Annotated in this window: 18 protein-coding genes and 1 pseudogene; 13 read left to right on the top strand and 6 right to left on the bottom strand. The window is 65.0% G+C overall.

The features are described 5' to 3' along the window. Positions 1–31: 31 nt before the first annotated feature. Complete coding sequence (gene dnaA / locus AB3X99_RS26490; protein ID WP_069264564.1) at positions 32–1,615, bottom strand: chromosomal replication initiator protein DnaA; 1,584 nt, start codon at positions 1,613–1,615, stop codon at positions 32–34. 423 nt (positions 1,616–2,038) lie between these two features. Between dnaA and rpmH the strand changes: the two genes are divergently transcribed. The 4 genes and pseudogenes from rpmH to yidC all read left to right on the top strand — a co-directional run bounded on the left by rpmH (position 2,039) and on the right by yidC (position 4,828). Further along, the gene (gene rpmH / locus AB3X99_RS26485) at positions 2,039–2,173 is read left to right on the top strand and encodes a 50S ribosomal protein L34 (protein WP_026120950.1); all 135 of its coding nucleotides are present in this window, start codon (positions 2,039–2,041) and stop codon (positions 2,171–2,173) included. A gap of 91 nt (positions 2,174–2,264) precedes the next feature. Further along, positions 2,265–2,687 (top strand): annotated as a pseudogene (rnpA, locus tag AB3X99_RS26480) (ribonuclease P protein component); the annotation flags it as partial. 203 nt (positions 2,688–2,890) lie between these two features. Further along, the gene (yidD, locus tag AB3X99_RS26475) at positions 2,891–3,121 is read left to right on the top strand and encodes a membrane protein insertion efficiency factor YidD (protein WP_028203242.1); all 231 of its coding nucleotides are present in this window, start codon (positions 2,891–2,893) and stop codon (positions 3,119–3,121) included. Between the two features lie 30 nt (positions 3,122–3,151). Then, a complete protein-coding gene (gene yidC, locus AB3X99_RS26470) occupies positions 3,152–4,828 on the top strand; it encodes a membrane protein insertase YidC (protein ID WP_368618573.1) in 1,677 nt (558 codons plus the stop codon). Between the two features lie 135 nt (positions 4,829–4,963). On the opposite strand, the gene AB3X99_RS26465 is transcribed toward yidC, so the two are convergent. Continuing rightward, on the bottom strand, positions 4,964–5,383 hold the full coding sequence (locus AB3X99_RS26465; protein ID WP_069264560.1) for a helix-turn-helix transcriptional regulator: 420 nt from the start codon (positions 5,381–5,383) through the stop codon (positions 4,964–4,966). 364 nt (positions 5,384–5,747) lie between these two features. On the opposite strand from AB3X99_RS26465, the gene mnmE reads away from it, so the two are divergent. From mnmE to AB3X99_RS26440, 5 genes are all read left to right on the top strand, one after another. Beyond that, the gene (mnmE, locus tag AB3X99_RS26460) at positions 5,748–7,148 is read left to right on the top strand and encodes a tRNA uridine-5-carboxymethylaminomethyl(34) synthesis GTPase MnmE (protein WP_368618572.1); all 1,401 of its coding nucleotides are present in this window, start codon (positions 5,748–5,750) and stop codon (positions 7,146–7,148) included. A gap of 157 nt (positions 7,149–7,305) precedes the next feature. Then, the gene (locus AB3X99_RS26455) at positions 7,306–7,617 is read left to right on the top strand and encodes a DUF4148 domain-containing protein (protein ID WP_069264556.1); all 312 of its coding nucleotides are present in this window, start codon (positions 7,306–7,308) and stop codon (positions 7,615–7,617) included. Between the two features lie 425 nt (positions 7,618–8,042). Further along, positions 8,043–8,231, top strand: coding sequence for a hypothetical protein (locus tag AB3X99_RS26450; protein WP_254319355.1), 189 nt, complete (start codon positions 8,043–8,045; stop codon positions 8,229–8,231). A 153-nt stretch (positions 8,232–8,384) separates the two neighbouring features. Further along, the gene (locus AB3X99_RS26445) at positions 8,385–8,621 is read left to right on the top strand and encodes a hypothetical protein (protein ID WP_342949141.1); all 237 of its coding nucleotides are present in this window, start codon (positions 8,385–8,387) and stop codon (positions 8,619–8,621) included. A 251-nt stretch (positions 8,622–8,872) separates the two neighbouring features. Further along, entirely contained in the window at positions 8,873–9,877 is a 1,005-nt protein-coding gene (locus tag AB3X99_RS26440; RefSeq protein ID WP_256094714.1) for a S1C family serine protease, read from the top strand. Between the two features lie 57 nt (positions 9,878–9,934). Here AB3X99_RS26440 and AB3X99_RS26435 read toward each other — a convergent pair whose 3' ends face one another. From AB3X99_RS26435 to AB3X99_RS26425, 3 genes are all read right to left on the bottom strand, one after another. Further along, positions 9,935–10,315 carry an ecotin precursor gene (locus tag AB3X99_RS26435; RefSeq protein WP_368618571.1) on the bottom strand — a complete coding sequence of 127 codons (381 nt, stop codon included), beginning with the start codon at positions 10,313–10,315 and terminating at the stop codon, positions 9,935–9,937. 351 nt (positions 10,316–10,666) lie between these two features. Next, on the bottom strand, positions 10,667–10,831 hold the full coding sequence (locus AB3X99_RS26430; RefSeq protein ID WP_176732878.1) for a hypothetical protein: 165 nt from the start codon (positions 10,829–10,831) through the stop codon (positions 10,667–10,669). A 206-nt stretch (positions 10,832–11,037) separates the two neighbouring features. Continuing rightward, entirely contained in the window at positions 11,038–11,664 is a 627-nt protein-coding gene (locus AB3X99_RS26425; protein ID WP_069264542.1) for a LysE family translocator, read from the bottom strand. 494 nt (positions 11,665–12,158) lie between these two features. On the opposite strand from AB3X99_RS26425, the gene sap1 reads away from it, so the two are divergent. Both sap1 and AB3X99_RS26415 read left to right on the top strand, forming a co-directional pair. Beyond that, positions 12,159–12,500 (top strand): surface attachment protein Sap1, encoded by a 342-nt coding sequence (gene sap1 / locus AB3X99_RS26420; protein WP_368603750.1) that lies wholly within the window; start codon positions 12,159–12,161, stop codon positions 12,498–12,500. A 202-nt stretch (positions 12,501–12,702) separates the two neighbouring features. Further along, positions 12,703–13,257 (top strand): YaeQ family protein, encoded by a 555-nt coding sequence (locus tag AB3X99_RS26415; protein ID WP_069264536.1) that lies wholly within the window; start codon positions 12,703–12,705, stop codon positions 13,255–13,257. 17 nt (positions 13,258–13,274) lie between these two features. On the opposite strand, the gene AB3X99_RS26410 is transcribed toward AB3X99_RS26415, so the two are convergent. Then, positions 13,275–13,685, bottom strand: a complete 411-nt coding sequence (locus AB3X99_RS26410; RefSeq protein WP_368618570.1) for a VOC family protein — start codon at positions 13,683–13,685, stop codon at positions 13,275–13,277. A 517-nt stretch (positions 13,686–14,202) separates the two neighbouring features. On the opposite strand from AB3X99_RS26410, the gene ada reads away from it, so the two are divergent. Further along, the gene (ada, locus tag AB3X99_RS26405; protein ID WP_069264532.1) at positions 14,203–15,363 is read left to right on the top strand and encodes a bifunctional DNA-binding transcriptional regulator/O6-methylguanine-DNA methyltransferase Ada; all 1,161 of its coding nucleotides are present in this window, start codon (positions 14,203–14,205) and stop codon (positions 15,361–15,363) included. A gap of 5 nt (positions 15,364–15,368) precedes the next feature. Next, positions 15,369–16,382 carry a DNA-3-methyladenine glycosylase gene (locus AB3X99_RS26400; RefSeq protein WP_368618590.1) on the top strand — a complete coding sequence of 338 codons (1,014 nt, stop codon included), beginning with the start codon at positions 15,369–15,371 and terminating at the stop codon, positions 16,380–16,382. The last annotated feature ends 85 nt before the right edge of the window (positions 16,383–16,467 follow it).

Raw genomic sequence — 16,467 nt, 5'->3', positions numbered from 1 at the left:
GCCCGGCCATTGCGCTGCCGCCTGATGCGTCTTACCCCTTCAGCGTCTGCTCGAGCACGTGCAGCTCGTGATTGAGCTGGGCGTCCTTGGTGCGTTCGTCGGCGATCTTGCGCACGGCGTGCAGCACCGTGGTGTGGTCGCGGCCGCCGAACAGTTCGCCGATTTCCGGCAGGCTCTTCTGCGTGAGCTCCTTGGCCAGATACATGGCGATCTGGCGCGGGCGCGCGATGTTCGCCGGGCGCTTCTTCGAATACATGTCGGCGACCTTGATGCTGTAGAAGTCCGCCACCGTCTTCTGGATGTTTTCGACCGAAATCTGGCGGTTCTGCACCGTCAGCAGGTCCTTGAGCGCTTCCTTGGTCAGCTCGATCGAGATCTCGCGGCCGTGGAACTTCGAATACGCGAGGATCTTGCGCAGCGCGCCTTCGAGTTCGCGCACGTTCGAGCGCAGGTGCTTCGCGACGAAGAACGCCACGTCCTCGTTCAGGCTCACGCCTTCCGATTGCGCCTTGCGCATCAGAATGGCCACCCGCATTTCGAGCTCCGGCGGCTCGATCGCCACGGTCAGGCCCGAGTCGAAGCGCGAGATCAGACGGTCGTCGATACCCGAGATTTCCTTCGGATACGTATCGCTCGTGATGATCACCTGCGCCTTGTTGGCGACGAGCGCCTCGAACGCGTAGAAGAACTCTTCCTGCGTGCGCGACTTGCCCGAGAAGAACTGAATATCGTCGATCAGCAGCAGGTCGAGCGAGTGGTAGTAACGCTTGAAGTCGTCGAATGCCTTGCGCTGGTAGGCCTTCACCACGTCGGACACATACTGTTCCGCGTGGATGTAGCGGATGCGCGCGCCCGGCTTGTCGAGCAGGAGCTGGTTGCCGATCGCGTGGATCAAGTGGGTCTTGCCAAGGCCCACGCCGCCGTAGAGGAACAGCGGGTTGTACGAGATCCCGGGGTTGTCGGCGACCTGGATGGCGGCCGCGCGCGCGAGCTGGTTCGCCTTGCCCGTCACGAAGTTGTCGAACGTGAGCACCGGGTTGAGCTTCGAGCGCTCGTAGGTCGGGTCCGGCTCGCCGCTCGAAGCGGCCGCAGCCGCGCCCTGGCCCGGACGCCATGTGCGGCGGCCGGCGGCGGCTTCGTTGGCGTCGAGGCTGGGCAGATCGAGGTCGGCGGCGTCATCGGCCGTGGCCTGCGCGGCGGCGGCCGACGCGGCATGCACCATGCCCGCGAGTCCCGTCCCGCCCGTCACGGCGGCCGGCTGCGGCGCGGCGGCTGCGCTCATGACCGATGCGGACGCCGGCGCGGCAGCCAGCGGCGCGCGCGACGCGGCGGCGGGCGCCGGTGCGACGTGGGGCGCGCGCATGCCCGCCTTCGGGTCGAGGACGAACTGCACGTCGACGGGGGTCTGCCAGAAGTCGCGCGCCAGATCGGTGATCCGGCCCGAGAACTGGCTCTTGACCCAGTCGAGCTTGAAACGGTTGGGAGCGGCTATCTGCAGCGTGTTCGCCGCAGCATCGAAGGCAACCGGGGCCAACGGTTTAATCCACGTCACGTACTGCTGGGGCGTTAGCTCACGCTCCAGTAGTGCGGAACAGTGTTGCCAGAATTCGTTCATCGAGTTGCTGTGGTCGTTTTGTTTGCATGCGTTGCGGTCGCCCCGCTCTTGTCGCACGGATGCGACGAGGCCCTGACGAGGCGACGGCAATGGCTCCGGAAGCCCGCGCGGCAAAGGTCTTGCGGCAAGCAGGCGGGCCGGAGCGGCATGCAGGATTCTTGGGATAGGCGAGATTCTAACGCCGAAATCCCCTCACCAGGAAGTTATCCACAGGGACGGATCAACGCACGCTCGTTCGTGCCCTCACCACGGCCGATGCAGGCGCTGCGCTGCCGTTCGAGAAGGTTCGATCGCCTAAGCTATTGACGGCCAACGAAAAACCGGCTTAAATAGCGGGTTCCTCGAAAACCAATCCCTAGTACCACCGGCCATTGCCTTTTTCCGCGATGCTCGCCGCGGTCATAACTCAACAGTGAGAGCAACATGAAACGTACTTTCCAACCTTCCGTTACCCGTCGCAAGCGTACCCACGGTTTCCGCGTGCGCATGAAGACCGCTGGTGGCCGCAAAGTGATCAACGCACGCCGTGCGAAGGGTCGCAAGCGCCTCGCCGTCTAAGTCGGGCAGCATCGCTATCAGCGAAATCACGGGTAGCGGCCCGCTCGCGAGCACGGCGAACAGGACGAACCTGGTAACTGATCGGGGCGTCATGCCGTCGCGAACGCAAGCCGCTTTTCCGAAAGCCGCAAGGCTACTGAAAACGGATGAGTTCTCATCCGTTTTTCGTTTGCGCCCCTGGCGCCGCACCGAGCACTTCGTCGTGTACGGCCGGCCCACCGGCAACGAGGCGCGGCTCGGGCTCGTGATCGGCAAGAAGTACGCACCGCGCGCGGTCACGCGCAACCTGGTGCGCCGCATTGCCCGTGAAGCGTTTCGTGTGCGCCGGGCGCAGTTCGAAGGGTTCGACCTGCTGCTGCGCCTGCATACGAAGTTCGACCGCAAGGCGCTGCCGGGCGCGTCTTCGCCGGGGCTCAAAGCTTTGTGCCGCGGCGAGATCGAAACGCTGCTCGAAAAGGCCGCGCGCGAAGTCACGCGGCGTGGCGGCGCTGCGCCTGCGACATCTGCGCGCACCCCTTGCGCAACGCAGGCTGCGGCACCAAGTGAGCAGGCAGCCGGGGAACCGGCGCAGGCCCAGGCCGGTAAAGATTTGCCGCCGGACGAGAGCAAGACCCGCGCATCATGAGCGGGGCGCGCGAGTCCGGCATATCCGACGTAGCCGCCGCGCAAGCGGCACGTGGTTCGTCATCGAACGCGGCGCAGCCAGGCCGCAACGCCATGCAAACGGTATTGATCGCACTGCTGCGTTTCTACAAGCTTGCCGTGAGTCCCCTCCTCGGCAGCCGGTGCCGTTTTTATCCTTCCTGTTCGGATTACGCACGCGAGGCAATCCAGTATCATGGCGCCGCGCGTGGGACTTACCTCGCCGCGCGGCGACTGTGCCGCTGCCATCCGTTTTCGGCGGGCGGCGTCGATCTCGTCCCGCCTGCATCTCCGAAAAAGCGCTGACGCGCCATTCCATCGACACTGAGACAACGCATGGATATCAAACGCACCGTCCTATGGGTCATCTTCTTCATGTCAGCTGTCATGCTGTACGACAACTGGCAGCGCGACCATGGACGCCAGTCGATGTTCTTCCCGAACGCGACGCAAACGCAGACGCAATCCGCCTCGAGCGGCCCTGCGCCGGCTAGCGCCGCCAACGGCGCGTCCGACCTGCCGACGGCCGCTGCCGCCGCGGGCCAGGCGCCGACGAACACCGCCCAGCCGGCTGCAGCCGCAGCACAGCTCGTTCACTTTCGCACCGACGTCTACGACGGCGTGATCGACACGCGCGGCGGCACGCTCGTGAAGCTTTCGCTCGTGAAGGAAAGCGCCGACGGCAAGGGTCCCGACCAGTACATCACGTTGTTCGACCACACGAACGACCACACGTACCTCGCGCGCACCGGCCTGCTCGGCGGCGACTTCCCGAACCACAACGACGTGTTCACGGCAGTCGAAGGCCCGCGCGAGCTGACCGGCGACGCCAACTCCTTCCAGATCGCGCTGCAGTCGCCCGAGAAAGGCGGCGTGAAGGTCACCAAGACCTACACGTTCACGCGCGGCAGCTACGTGATCGGCGTGGACTGGAAGGTGCAGAACGTCAGTGGCGCGCCGGTTTCGCCCACGCTCTACATGGAAATCGTGCGTGACAGCCAGCCGGTCGAAACGCCGCGCTTCTCGCACACCTTCATCGGGCCGGCGGTGTACTCGAACGAGCATCACTTCCAGAAGATCACGTTCGGCGACATCGACAAGAACAAGGCCGACTTCGTGACCCAGGCCGATAACGGCTGGATCGCGATGGTGCAGCACTACTTCGCGACCGCGTGGATTCCGCAGCAAGGCGTCAAGCGCAGCATCTACGTCGAGAAGTTCGACAACGCGCTCTACCGCGTGGGCGTGAAGCAGCCGCTCGGCACGATCGCACCGGGTGCGACGGATACCGTGCAGGCACGCCTCTTCGCAGGTCCCCAGGAAGAGCGCATGCTCGAAGGCGTCGCGCCGGGCCTGGAGCTCGTGAAAGACTACGGCTGGGTGACGATCATCGCCAAGCCGCTCTTCTGGCTGCTCGAGAAGATCCACGGTTACGTGGGCAACTGGGGCTGGTCGATCGTGCTGCTCACGCTGCTCATCAAGGCCGTGTTCTTCCCGCTCTCCGCCGCCAGCTACAAGTCGATGGCGCGCATGAAGGAAATCACGCCGCGCATGCAGGCGCTGCGCGAGCGCTTCAAGAGCGACCCGCAGAAGATGAACGCGGCGCTCATGGAGCTCTACAAGACGGAGAAGGTGAATCCGTTCGGCGGCTGCCTGCCGGTGGTGATCCAGATCCCGGTGTTCATTTCGCTGTACTGGGTGCTGCTCTCGTCGGTGGAAATGCGTGGTGCGCCGTGGATTCTCTGGATTCACGACCTCTCGCAGCAGGACCCGTTCTTCATCCTGCCGGTGCTGATGGCCGTTTCGATGTTCGTGCAGACCAAGCTCAACCCGACGCCGCCGGACCCCGTCCAGGCGAAGATGATGATGTTCATGCCGATCGCGTTCTCGGTCATGTTCTTCTTCTTCCCGGCCGGCCTCGTGCTGTACTACGTCGTGAACAACGTGCTGTCGATCGCGCAGCAGTACTACATCACGCGCATGATGGGTAAGGGCAAGAAGAAGCCCGCCTGAGTGCCGGGGCGGCAGTGATGCCGCCGCCTGAATCCAGGCTCGAAAAAAAGCCGTCCGGTGCGAACCGGACGGCTTTTTGCGTTATCGGACCGCCATTTCCTTGACGGCGCAGAGCGCAGCGTTCGTGTGTGCGCGTTAGTTCTTCTCGGCGTCGCCGTAGAATTGGGCGACCAGTTCCTGCACGAGATAGCGGTGATGGGCGCTGAGCGATTCGATCTTCGAGGCCAGTTCGAGCGTTTCCTCGGAAACCGGATATTTGCCGTCAGGCTTGCGCGGCCTCGGCACGCCAGAGCCGGCATTGCCCGGAGGCCCGTAGTGCAGCCAGTGGATGTCCACGTCGAACCATTTCGCCAGCGTCTCCAGCTTGTCCTGCGTGGGAATGGTGCGACCGCTCAGCCACTTGTGAGCGGTTTGCGGCGAAACCGGATGCTCGCCGTGATGGCGCAGATTGAACCGGTTCGCCAGGTCGGTGCTGCCGCGTAGCTTTTCGGGCGCGCGCTTCATGGCGAATCTGAGACGTTCGGCAAAAGCGGCTTTTTCGTTGGTGGTCGGCATGGGCCAGATTGTGCAACCCGAAATTGCCGAAGATGACAACCAGTTAGGCTACATTTAACGTATAAAAGCGATAATTCACCTGCTTCTGGTTGCCGTATGACTTCGGTCGAGATCCTCCATGGATTCCCGTGTGGCACGAGGTTGGCGAGATCCAGCGCCTGAATTATCTGAAATCCGACAGAATTCCTTAAGACTAATCTTAGCTAAATTAAGATAAATCGAGACGGCTCTTAGCTGGGTTTCCAGTCGAAAACGCTCTGTCCGGCGCGTTACAATGCCTCGCGTTTTGCGAGTGCTTGCAAGACCGCAGTGAGTCCCCGCACTCCATCCCGATTCCAGCCCTGCCCTACGGTCCACGCCCATCATGCTCGCCACCGATTCCGATCCCATCGTCGCCATTGCTACCGCGCCCGGACGCGGCGGGATTGGTGTCGTGCGCGTGTCGGCCGGCCGCGCCGGCGCGGGGGCGACCGCTGCGTTGATGCAGGCCCTCACGGGCCAGGACCTGGTTGCGCGCCACGCGAGCTATGTGCCGTTCCTCGACGGCGCCGGCACGGTGCTCGATCGCGGTATCGCGCTGTCGTTCCCCGCGCCGCATTCGTACACCGGCGAGCACGTGCTCGAACTGCAGGGCCACGGCGGCCCGATCGTGCTGCAACTCGTTTTGCAGCGCTGCATCGAGGCCGGCCGCGAGTTCGGGCTACGCCTCGCGGAACCTGGCGAATTTACGCGACGCGCGTTCCTCAACGACAAACTCGATCTGGCCCAGGCGGAAGCCGTGGCCGACCTGATCGAGGCGAGCACCGAGGCGGCGGCGCGTTCGGCGGGCCGCTCGCTCGACGGCGCGTTCTCGCGCGACATCCACGCGCTCGTGGACGACGTCGTGACGCTGCGCATGCTCGTGGAGGCGACGCTCGATTTCCCCGAGGAAGAGATCGACTTCCTCGAGGCCGCGGACGCCCGCGGCAAGCTCGCACGCATTCGCGCGCAACTCGACCACGTGCTCTCCGAAGCGCGCCAGGGCGCGCTGCTGCGCGAGGGCCTTTCGGTCGTGCTCGCGGGACAACCCAACGTGGGCAAGTCGTCGCTGCTGAACGCGCTGGCAGGCGCGGAGCTCGCGATCGTGACACCCGTTGCCGGCACGACGCGCGACAAGATTTCCCAGACCATCCAGGTCGAAGGCATTCCGCTGCATGTGATCGACACGGCAGGTTTGCGCGACACGGAGGACGAGGTCGAAAAGATCGGCATCGAGCGCACGTGGAGCGAGATCGGCCGCGCAGACGTGGTGCTGCATCTGCTCGATGCGCGCACGGGCATGAACGCCGAAGACGAGGTGATCGCCGCGCGCTTTCCCGCCGGTGTGCCGGTCGTGCGCGTGCTCAACAAGACCGACCTGACCGGCGTGCCGCCCGAAGTGGCGCAGCGTCGTGCCGGCAACGGCAGCGAAGTGTGCGAGTTGCGTCTTTCGGCGAAACAGGGCGACGGTGTTGGGCTGCTGCGCGCCGAGTTGCTGCGCATTGCGGGCTGGCAGGCGGATGCGCAGAGCGTCTATCTCGCGCGCGAGCGGCATCTCATCGCGCTGCGCGCGGCGCGCGAGCATCTCGCGCACGCGGCGGCGCACGCCGACCAGAATTCGCAATTGCTCGATCTGTTCGCCGAAGAGCTGCGGCTCGCGCAGGAATCGCTGAATTCGATCACCGGCGAATTTACGTCCGATGACCTGCTGGGCGTGATTTTCAGCCGGTTTTGTATCGGGAAGTAACCCGCAAGCGCGCCCAGCCCCGCCCCATTCTTCTCCAGCCTGGAACAATCCCTTCGAAGGCCGAGGGTTAACCCTCGGCGGCAATCCTCCTAGACTTTCGCTCATCGGATGCAGACACGTTGTCGCACCGAATCAAAAGCCAAAGGAGGTAGTCAGCATGAAGTCCCTGATCCAGACCGTAGCCGTTGCCGTTGCACTCGTAGTGCCGATGGCATCGTTCGCGCAATCGAATGCGCCCGTCACGCGCGCCCAGGTGCGCGCCGAGCTCGAACAGCTCGCGAAGGCGGGCTGGCATCCTGGCGCAGGGGCGGACCCGCACTACCCCGACGATCTTCTCGCAGCCGAAGCCAAGGTAGCCGCCGCGAACGGCGCAACGAGCGGCTATGGCGGCGTGGCAGCCGGCAACTCGGATGCAGGCCGCCCGGCGGTGCCCAAGGCCGACTGGAACGCGATGTATAACCATCCGTAACAAGGCAATACTGCTGAAACGCCTGCGATGATCCCGCGCAGGCGTTTCGCATAGCTAAACGAATACCTCCGCCGTCGTTGACGCGACGGCTTCGCTCGGGCCTTCGGGCCTGGGCGCTTTTTCCAGCGATCGTCGATCAAACTGGCGACGCTGTTCAAAAGCGAAGCTTGTTCAGCCTCATCTCTGCGCACTACGAGTTAACTGCCGGGTCATTTAATTCGTAGTGCGATCAATCAAGAATCCCACAAGCGGGCGATTGTTTAGCGCTGGCTTCAACGCTTGTGCTCGCTAACGCGCCCTTCTCTGCCTCCACGAACGCCCAGCGCCCGCTGCGTGCGGCTGTAATTTGTGGACACACATCGTTGCTTTTCCAAACCCTTGCCGCATCGTGGCTCGTCGACAATCAGTGGCATAGGAGAACGACGATGAAAACACTCTTCTGCGTTATTGCTCTGGCTGGCTTGTCGGCCGGCCTCACGGGTTGTGTGGTGGCGCCGCCTTACGCGTACGCGCCTGCGCCGGCCTACGGCTACGCGCCGGGCTACTATGCGGCGCCGTCGGTGGATATCGGGGTTGGCGTGGGCGGCTATTACGGCCACGGCTGGCGACGTTAAGGGGACCGTAACAAGCCGTCTGAAAGGTTGACGTCCGACCTTTGAGCTTGACCTATCCGATGTGATAGCTGGACACGCGCCGCCGCCGAACTAAAGTGGCGAGACACGTCTTCACAAGACAACGAGGCGTTGGACCAGCGCACGGGGGCACTCATGAGATTCATCGACGAAGAGATCGCGCATATCATGCGCGCGACGGCTCCCTCGTTATCCGCCGGCACGACGCCGGCCGTCTTTTCATTCGATTACTGGTACAAGCGCCTTGGCACGCTGCTCGACCTCGCCCAGATTACGCCGTCCCAGTTCCGCACGGTCGACGCGCTCATGGTCGAGCTCGAAGCGCGTCGGGCCGCGACCGGCGCGGCGGTGCGCGAGGCGCTGGCCGCCTGACTCCCGAGTTTGCTTCGCGAGCGCCCGGCGCCGCGAATTCCCGCTTAACCTCGCCATGTCACCCGAGCATGGATTAGCCCGCGCGAGCGGGCTTTTTTCTTTTGCGAAGCGCTCGCCAGCGGGCTGGCAGTCGCAGTCAAGAGCTTGACGATTCGGCCGGCCCGGCGCCCGCTCTTGAAAACGTCGCGCGCCCCCTGCATGTAGAGCCCACTTTTTCGGAGATTCAGATCGTGGGCAGACGACCTTCCTTCATTGACGATCTGGCTCGCGGCGTCCCTTCCGACGGCGCGGGCCAGCGCCCGGGCTTCGATGACGACGTGCTCCTCGACGCCTATTCGCGGACCGTGATCGGCGCGCTGGAGCGCGTGCAGCCCGCCGTCGCGCATATTGCCGTCGAGCGCCGCGCATCGGGCCAGGCGCCTGCGCGCGGCGGTAGCGGCTCGGGCTTCCTGTTTACGCCGGACGGCTACTTGCTGACGAACAGCCACGTCGTGCATGGCGCAAGCAAGCTGAGCGTGACGCTTGCGGACGGCACGACACAAAGCGCCGACCTTGTCGGCGACGACCCGAGCACGGATCTCGCCGTGCTGCGTATCGGCGCGGCGGAGGCGCTGCCGCACGCGCAGCTCGGCGACTCGGCGGGCCTGCGCGTCGGGCAGATCGCCATCGCCGTAGGCAGCCCGCTCGGCCTCGCGCAAACGGTGACGACGGGCGTGGTGTCTGCGCTCGGGCGCTCGCTGCGTTCGGAATCCGGCCGCATGATCTACGACGTGATCCAGACCGACGCCGCGCTCAATCCGGGCAACTCGGGCGGTCCGCTCATCAATTCGGCGGGTCAGGTGATCGGCGTGAATACCGCAATCATTCCGGGCGCGCAGGCCATCTGCTTCGCCACGGCCATCGACACGGCAAAGTGGGTCATCACGCAGCTCTTCGCACACGGCCGGGTGCGGCGCGCCTATATCGGCATTGCCGGCACCACGGTGCCGATCGCGCGCAAGGTGCAGCGCTACTTCAGCCTGAGCGCGACGACCGGCGTGCGGGTGATGGAGATCGTCAAGGGCAGTCCTGCTGCGCTCGGCGGCCTGCGCGTGGACGACACGATCGTGACGATCGACGGCGTGCCGGTCGACGGTATCGACACGCTGCAGCGTCTCTTCGACGTTTCGCGCATTGATCGCACAGTGGAAATCGGTGTGATCCGCTTGACGCAGCGGCTCAACCTGAGCGTGACGCCCGTCGAGCAGACGAGCTAGACGCGGGGAACCACCGAAGTGATGGGCGGCGCGCCGTGGCGTGCGCCGCTTGAAGCATTACCAGCCGCTGCCAGGCTGAGCATAAACCGGCTGTTGTCCGTAGCCGGGTTGCGCGTAGCCGTCGTCATATTGCGGCGGAGGGGGCGCGGGCTGGGCTGGCGCGCAGGGCACGTAGCGGCCCGAATACTGGTCGTAACACGCCGCGCCGGCCGGGGAGGCGGCATAGACCGGCGCCGGCTCGGCATACACGGGCGCAGGCTGCACATAGGCCGGCTGAGCCGGGTAGGCCACCGCCGGGCCGCTGTTGAGCACGGCGCCCACTGCGGCGCCAATCAACGCGCCGCCAACCAGCGCACCCACGACGTCACCGCCATGATCGTGCGCGCTCGCGGGGCCGGCCGCCACCGCACACCCCCCCAGCACCAAAACGGCTGCCATCTTTCGCATGTCGTTCTCCCTGAGAACCTTTGAAAACATGCGAGCGATTGTCAGCCTGATTGCTGGATACAGGTGCTGCAAGTGGTAACGCTGAATTACGGAGGTGTGGCTTGCCAGCGCGCGCTGGCCGGGAGTGATTCCCGTCAGCGTGCGTGCTCGCCGTGCGCGTCTGCCTCGTGCGTGTGCGGCGTGCTACCGCGCTGCCCGGCAGACGGACAGAGAAGGGTGAGCGCGACGGACAGCACCATCAGCACGAACAAGGCGACGAAGTACGATCCAGGAGAACTCGAAATCCACGAGTGCCACCCATGTGTGCTTCGGCGTGTTCATCCGCGCGATGCGTGCTCCCGCTCAGTGATGCAGAAGGCTGCGTAGCGGATGACGCCAGTCCATATGATGTCCGTCTCCCGCTTCTACGCGCTGTCGATGCTCCTCGAGGATTTCGTCGGAAAACAGGAAGACGACAATGACAAGGGGAATCACCAGAAACGCGCCCAGTATTACGTGCTCGATCACGATTACCTCCTGGTTGTCAAGCGGTTTGCAATTGCATTGTAGCCAAGACGCGACAGTTTGCACATTGGGCGCGCACCGAAGCTTGAAAACAATGTTCGCCAACCATCACAACCCGCTCTGAGCAGCCTGCGTGCCCGTTCACAGCCCGATTCGCGGGGCTCGGGGTGGGCCCCGCATCCCGGTCGCCGTCGATCCGCATGCGCCGCTCATGCCGCCGCCTTTTTCCACGCGGCGGCAAAGAGCCCGGCGCCGATCAGCAGCGTGCCGCCCGTACGATTGACGGCGCGCTGCACGCGCGGGCTGCGTACGACCTTGCGCGCGGCCGCTGCGAGCAGCGCATAGACGAGCGCGTTGAGCGTCGCGAGCACGAGGAAGGTGGCTTCGAACACGACGATCTGCGATGTCATGGCCGCATGCGGATCGATGAACTGCGGCACGAAGGCGACGAAGAAAATGATGCTCTTCGGGTTGAGCGCGGTAACCGCGTAGGCATGCGCGAAGATGCGGCCGGTGCGCGTCTCGGAGGTGTCCGGTGCGTCGCCAACGCCGACGGGCGCGCGCCAGAGCTTCACGCCCAGATAGATCAGATAGGCGGCGCCAATCCATTTGAGCACCGAGAACAGCGTGGCGGATGCCGCGAGGATCACGCCGAGTCCGAGCATGGAAGCGGTCATCGCCGTGAAGTCGCCGAGCGCGACGCCGGCCGTGGTTGCGAGCGCGTAACGGCGGCCGTGGCCAAGCGCGTAGGAAACGACCAGCAGCACGGTGGGGCCGGGAATCGCAACGAGAATGGCCGACGCGATCGCGAACGGTAGCCAGTGAGCGAAAGTCATGGGGTTCCTCCATTGGGAAGCCCGATTTATCCACGAACTTTTGCCGTATGCAAGCGCGGCGCGCGGCTTCGTTTCGCGAGCCTCATGGAGCGCCTGGCATCCTTTTTATTCTGTCGCCAATCCATTAATGAGCGCGCGCCCGATGGGCGCTCGCGCGACTTTAGGTGCAATGCGTCATGGGCGCGCGGCGATCTATTAAATCGTTTAAATCAAAAGCGGATTCGATTTTCGTATCCTGGCTATAACCGCCCGCGCCTTGTTGGATAAGGCGCAGGACGATGTAATCGATGCTTCGAAGTGCTGCTGGACGCCCCTCAGCGCCAGGCTCGATGGGAAAGCGGTGCTCGACGTCATGCTGCAAGCCTCCACGGCTGTTGCGAGCGCACACAAGTCGGGCTTGCAGTCTTTCGGCAGTTTTCTATGTTTAAAGACGCGGGTGAGGCATGAGAGTTAAATACATAGCTAACCTGAGTAGAGACCCGCAGGAGGCAATCATGAAAAGGCTATCCGGTATCGTCGTCGCGGCTGCCAGCCTGGCTTGCGTCGTCGCGGTTCAGGCTCAGGATGTGAGCGTCAAGCCGCAGCAAACGGTGCAGCTCAAGCCGGGCTCCTATGGGTGCCTCACGAAAGACAAGCTCGACGCCGTCGCGCTTCACGAGCAGGCCGGCGAGCATCAGCAGATGCAGGAATACTTCACGGGATTCCAGTGTCTGTCCACACCCGACAACCAGTCGTTCCGCGTCGTACAGGTGGTGGGCCACGACGTCGAATTCGTCAACGCGGCGAATGGCGACCAGCAAGGCCTCTGGACCACGGACCGCTTCATCAAGCAGTAAGGCCGTCTCTCCCAACGCGCCGCTCGACACGGCCCGACGCACGCGCGTCGCGCGCCGCTGTCAAATCCCCGTCACTTTCTCGTCAGACCATCCGCATTGCGTCGCGCGACGCCTCGACGCGCGCTGCGCGTCCACTCGACCGGCACATGGCTTGCTAGAAACTTCGCTATCATGTGCGGCTTTCGCGCGACCGGAATTCGGTATGGCACTCAAATCGACCATTTACAAGGCAGAACTGCAGATCGCGGACATGGACCGGCACTATTACGCCGACCATGCGCTCACGATCGCGCGCCATCCGTCCGAAACCGACGACCGCATGATGGTCCGCATCGCGGCGTTCGCGCTGTTTGCGGGCGAGCGGCTCGAATTCTGCAAGGGACTCTCCGATACGGACGAGCCCGATCTCTGGCGCAAGGACTATACGGGCGCGATCGAAACGTGGATCGAGGTCGGGCAGCCCGACGAGCGCCGCATTGCCAAGGCGAGCGGGCGTGCAGGCGAGGTCATCGTGATCGCCTACGGCGGGCGCACCTCCGACATCTGGTGGCAAGGCGTGCGCAACAAGGTCGAACGCCTGCGCAACGTGACGGTCTGGTCGTTGGGCGAGGGCGTTGCCGCGTCGCTCGGCGCGCTGGCCGAGCGCACCATGCGCCTGCAATGCACGGTGCAGGACGGCGCGGCGTGGATCGGCAATTCGAGTGCTGAGCCAGTGGCTGTCGAATGGAGCGTGTTCAAGGCGCCCGAGAACGTCTGAAAGCAGGCTGCGCGCCCTTAAGCGTGCGGCGGCCCCTTGAGTTCCACCATGTTGCCTTCCGGGTCGAAAAGATACAGCGACGGCCCCAAACCCTCCGCCCCATAGCGCTCGACGGCATGGCCGGGACGCGCGCCATGCTGCGTCAGATGCGACGTGAGCGCCTCGGCGTCGAACGGCTCCACGCGCAGACAAAGATGATCCATGTTGCCGGTCGCGCCGGCAGGCGCTGCGCCGGAACCCCGGTCGAGCGGGCCGCCGATCGTCACGAGATCGATCAGCGAGCGTCCCGCGCGCAACTGCACGAGGCCGAGATCGCGCTGTTCACGCTCCGGCTCGCAACCGAGTACTTCGCAATAGAAACGCGTCATGGCGGCCATGTCGGCGGCCCGGATAACGACGTGATCGATCTCGCGAATCTGGATCCGCATGGCGTCCTCAAGGTCGTGCTGGGATTCTCATGATGAACCTGTGGACGCGGGGCTGCGCAGAAGGCGCGCATTTCACCGAGCCGCGCCAACCGGAATCGGCCGCAGCAGGGCGGCAGCAGAACAGTGGGAACCGGCGGAAAATAGCTTTGGGCGCTGCGGCCGGGGAAACGCGGGACGAAAAAAAGCCCGCTGCAGTGAGCGGGCTTAATCCATATCAGGAGGAGACATGGAGGAGACAGGAACGACTATACCGAGTCGGCTGTCGCGACGCAACAACTTTTTAAGGGAAAACCCGCAAAGTTGTCATTTTGTCGCACGGGAATCGGCGAGACGCCACCAGGGATTCACCGAAGGCCATAAAAGTACGCGATCAGGCGCGCCTTCACGGCCCATGTCGACCGCAATGACAGCGCAAGATCCGGCGCGCCGTCGTCCGTACGCGAAGTTAGAGTAAGGGCATACAGACAGGCACTTCGAGGAGCCTCAAATGAGCGCCGTCCCTGCAATGAAACCAGCGATGAAACCCGCCAAACCGAGCCAGACGCCAGACAGCGAGTGGACGAACGACGCCGACCGCTGGCAAGCCGTCACGTCGCGCGACGCCCGCGCCGACGGCGCGTTCTTCTACGCCGTGCGCACTACCGGCGTGTTCTGCCGCCCGTCGTGCGCGTCGCGGCTGCCGCGGCGCGAGAACATCGAATTCTTTGCCGAGGCCGACGACGCGCGCGCCGCCGGCTATCGCGAATGCAAGCGCTGCCGCCCGGGCGGCCTGCCGCGCGAGCTGGAAATCGTGCGGCGCGCCTGTGCGGCGCTGGACGCCGACCCGCAAGAGCGGCTCACGCTCGCGCAGCTCGGCGAAGCCGTGCACCTGAGCCCGTTTCACCTGCAACGGCTCTTCAAGCGCGTACTGGGCGTCTCGCCACGCCAATACCAGGCGGCGCGGCGCGGGGCCGTGCTGCGCGACGCGCTCGGCGAGGGCGCCGACGTCACGCGCGCAAGCGCCGACGCCGGTTTCGGTTCGTCGTCGCGGCTCTATCACAGCGTGCCGGGCGAGCTCGGCATGGCGCCTTCCGCCTATCGCCGCAAGGGCGCGGGGCTGACGATCCACTACGCCGCCACGCCCACGCCGATCGGCTTCGTGCTCATCGCGGCAACAGAAAAGGGCATTTGCCGGATCGCGTTCGGCGACGATGCCGCGACACTCACCGCCGCACTCACGGCCGATTTCGCGAACGCGCAGTGCATCGAGGACAAGGCCGCGATCGCGCCGTTTGCCGCGCAGATCGACGCGTATCTGCACGGCCGGCGCGAGCGTTTCGATCTGCCGCTCGACATTGCCGCGACGGCGTTCCAGCAGCGCGTCTGGGACGCACTCCAGCGCATTCCCTATGGCGAGACGCGCAGCTACTCGCAGATCGCCGAAACGCTCGGCGCGCCGCGCGCGGTGCGGGCCGTGGCGAGTGCGTGCGCGTCGAATCCGGTGGCGTTGGCGATTCCGTGCCATCGCGTCGTGCAGAAGGGCGGCTCGCTCGCCGGTTATCGCTGGGGGCTCGAGCGCAAGGCGGCGCTGCTCGACAGCGAAGCACGCGCATCGCAAGGTGCGCAAAACGGTGCGAAAAACCCAAAAAGCAGCCGTTCGGCCCCGAACCGCGCCGACACGCCGGAGACCGCCACTTGAGCGCCATCGCCTCGCAAACCGAAGCACAAACCAGCGCGCCGACGCACAGCGCCACACTCGAGCTGCCGTTTCGCGCGCCCTACGACTGGCCCCGCGTGCTGCGCTTCTTCAGCGGGCGCGCCACACCGGGCGTCGAGGCGGTGGAAGACGGCGCGTGGCTGCGCGCGATCGATTTCAATGGCGCGAGCGGCACGCTCGCCGTGCGCCGTCACGCGCGCAAGCATTGCCTCGTCGTGCAGATCGACGGACCCGTGAGCGCGCATGCGGCGGCGCTCGCCGCGCCGCTGTCGCGCATGTTCGACCTGCAGGCCGATCCCGCCGCCGTCGCCGCGCATCTGCGCAGCGACCCGTGGCTCGCGCCGCTCGTCACAGCCGTGCCGGGGCTGCGCGTACCGGGCGCGTGGTCTGGCTTCGAGCTCGTGGTGCGCGCGATCGTCGGTCAGCAGGTCAGCGTGAAAGCGGCGACGACGATCATCGGGCGCCTCGTCGAACGCGTGGGCAAGCGCGTCGACGACCATGCGCACGCGCGCACTGCGTGGCGCTTTCCCACGCCCGCCGCGCTCGCCGCCGCCGATCTCGCGGGCATCGGCATGCCGGGCAAGCGCGTCGCCGCGCTGCAGGGCTTCGCGCAGGCCGTGGCGAGCGGCGCGGTGATCATCGAACGCAACTACGCGCAGAACGATCAGGAGAAGCCGCGCGGCACGCGTCAAAACAGACAAATCGACGCGATCGCACCGGAACCCGCCGATCTCGACACCATGCGCGCGGGACTGCTCGCGTTGCCCGGCATCGGACCGTGGACCGTGGAATACGTCGCGATGCGCGCGTGGCGCGATGCGAACGCGTGGCCCGCGACCGATCTCGTGCTGATGCAGGCCATCGCGGCGCGTGACCCGGCGCTCGTGCGCGCGACCCAACAGCGCGCCCGCACTGACACATGGAGCCCCTGGCGCGCATACGCGGCCATGCATTTGTGGAACGAAATCGCCGATCGCGCGGGCGCGGCGCGCGGCGGCTAGGGCAGCGCCGGAAAGGCGCGCCATCACCGCGAGAAGCGCGCGCCGACGGGCCAAAACCCCGCCCGAGGCAGGCCCAAGCAGGTCT

The organism is Paraburkholderia sp. BR10882 (assembly GCF_040948855.1).
GTDB lineage: Bacteria > Pseudomonadota > Gammaproteobacteria > Burkholderiales > Burkholderiaceae > Paraburkholderia > Paraburkholderia nodosa_A.
Note: the sequence above shows the minus strand (reverse complement) of the source record. Positions and strands in the feature narration are given on the sequence as shown.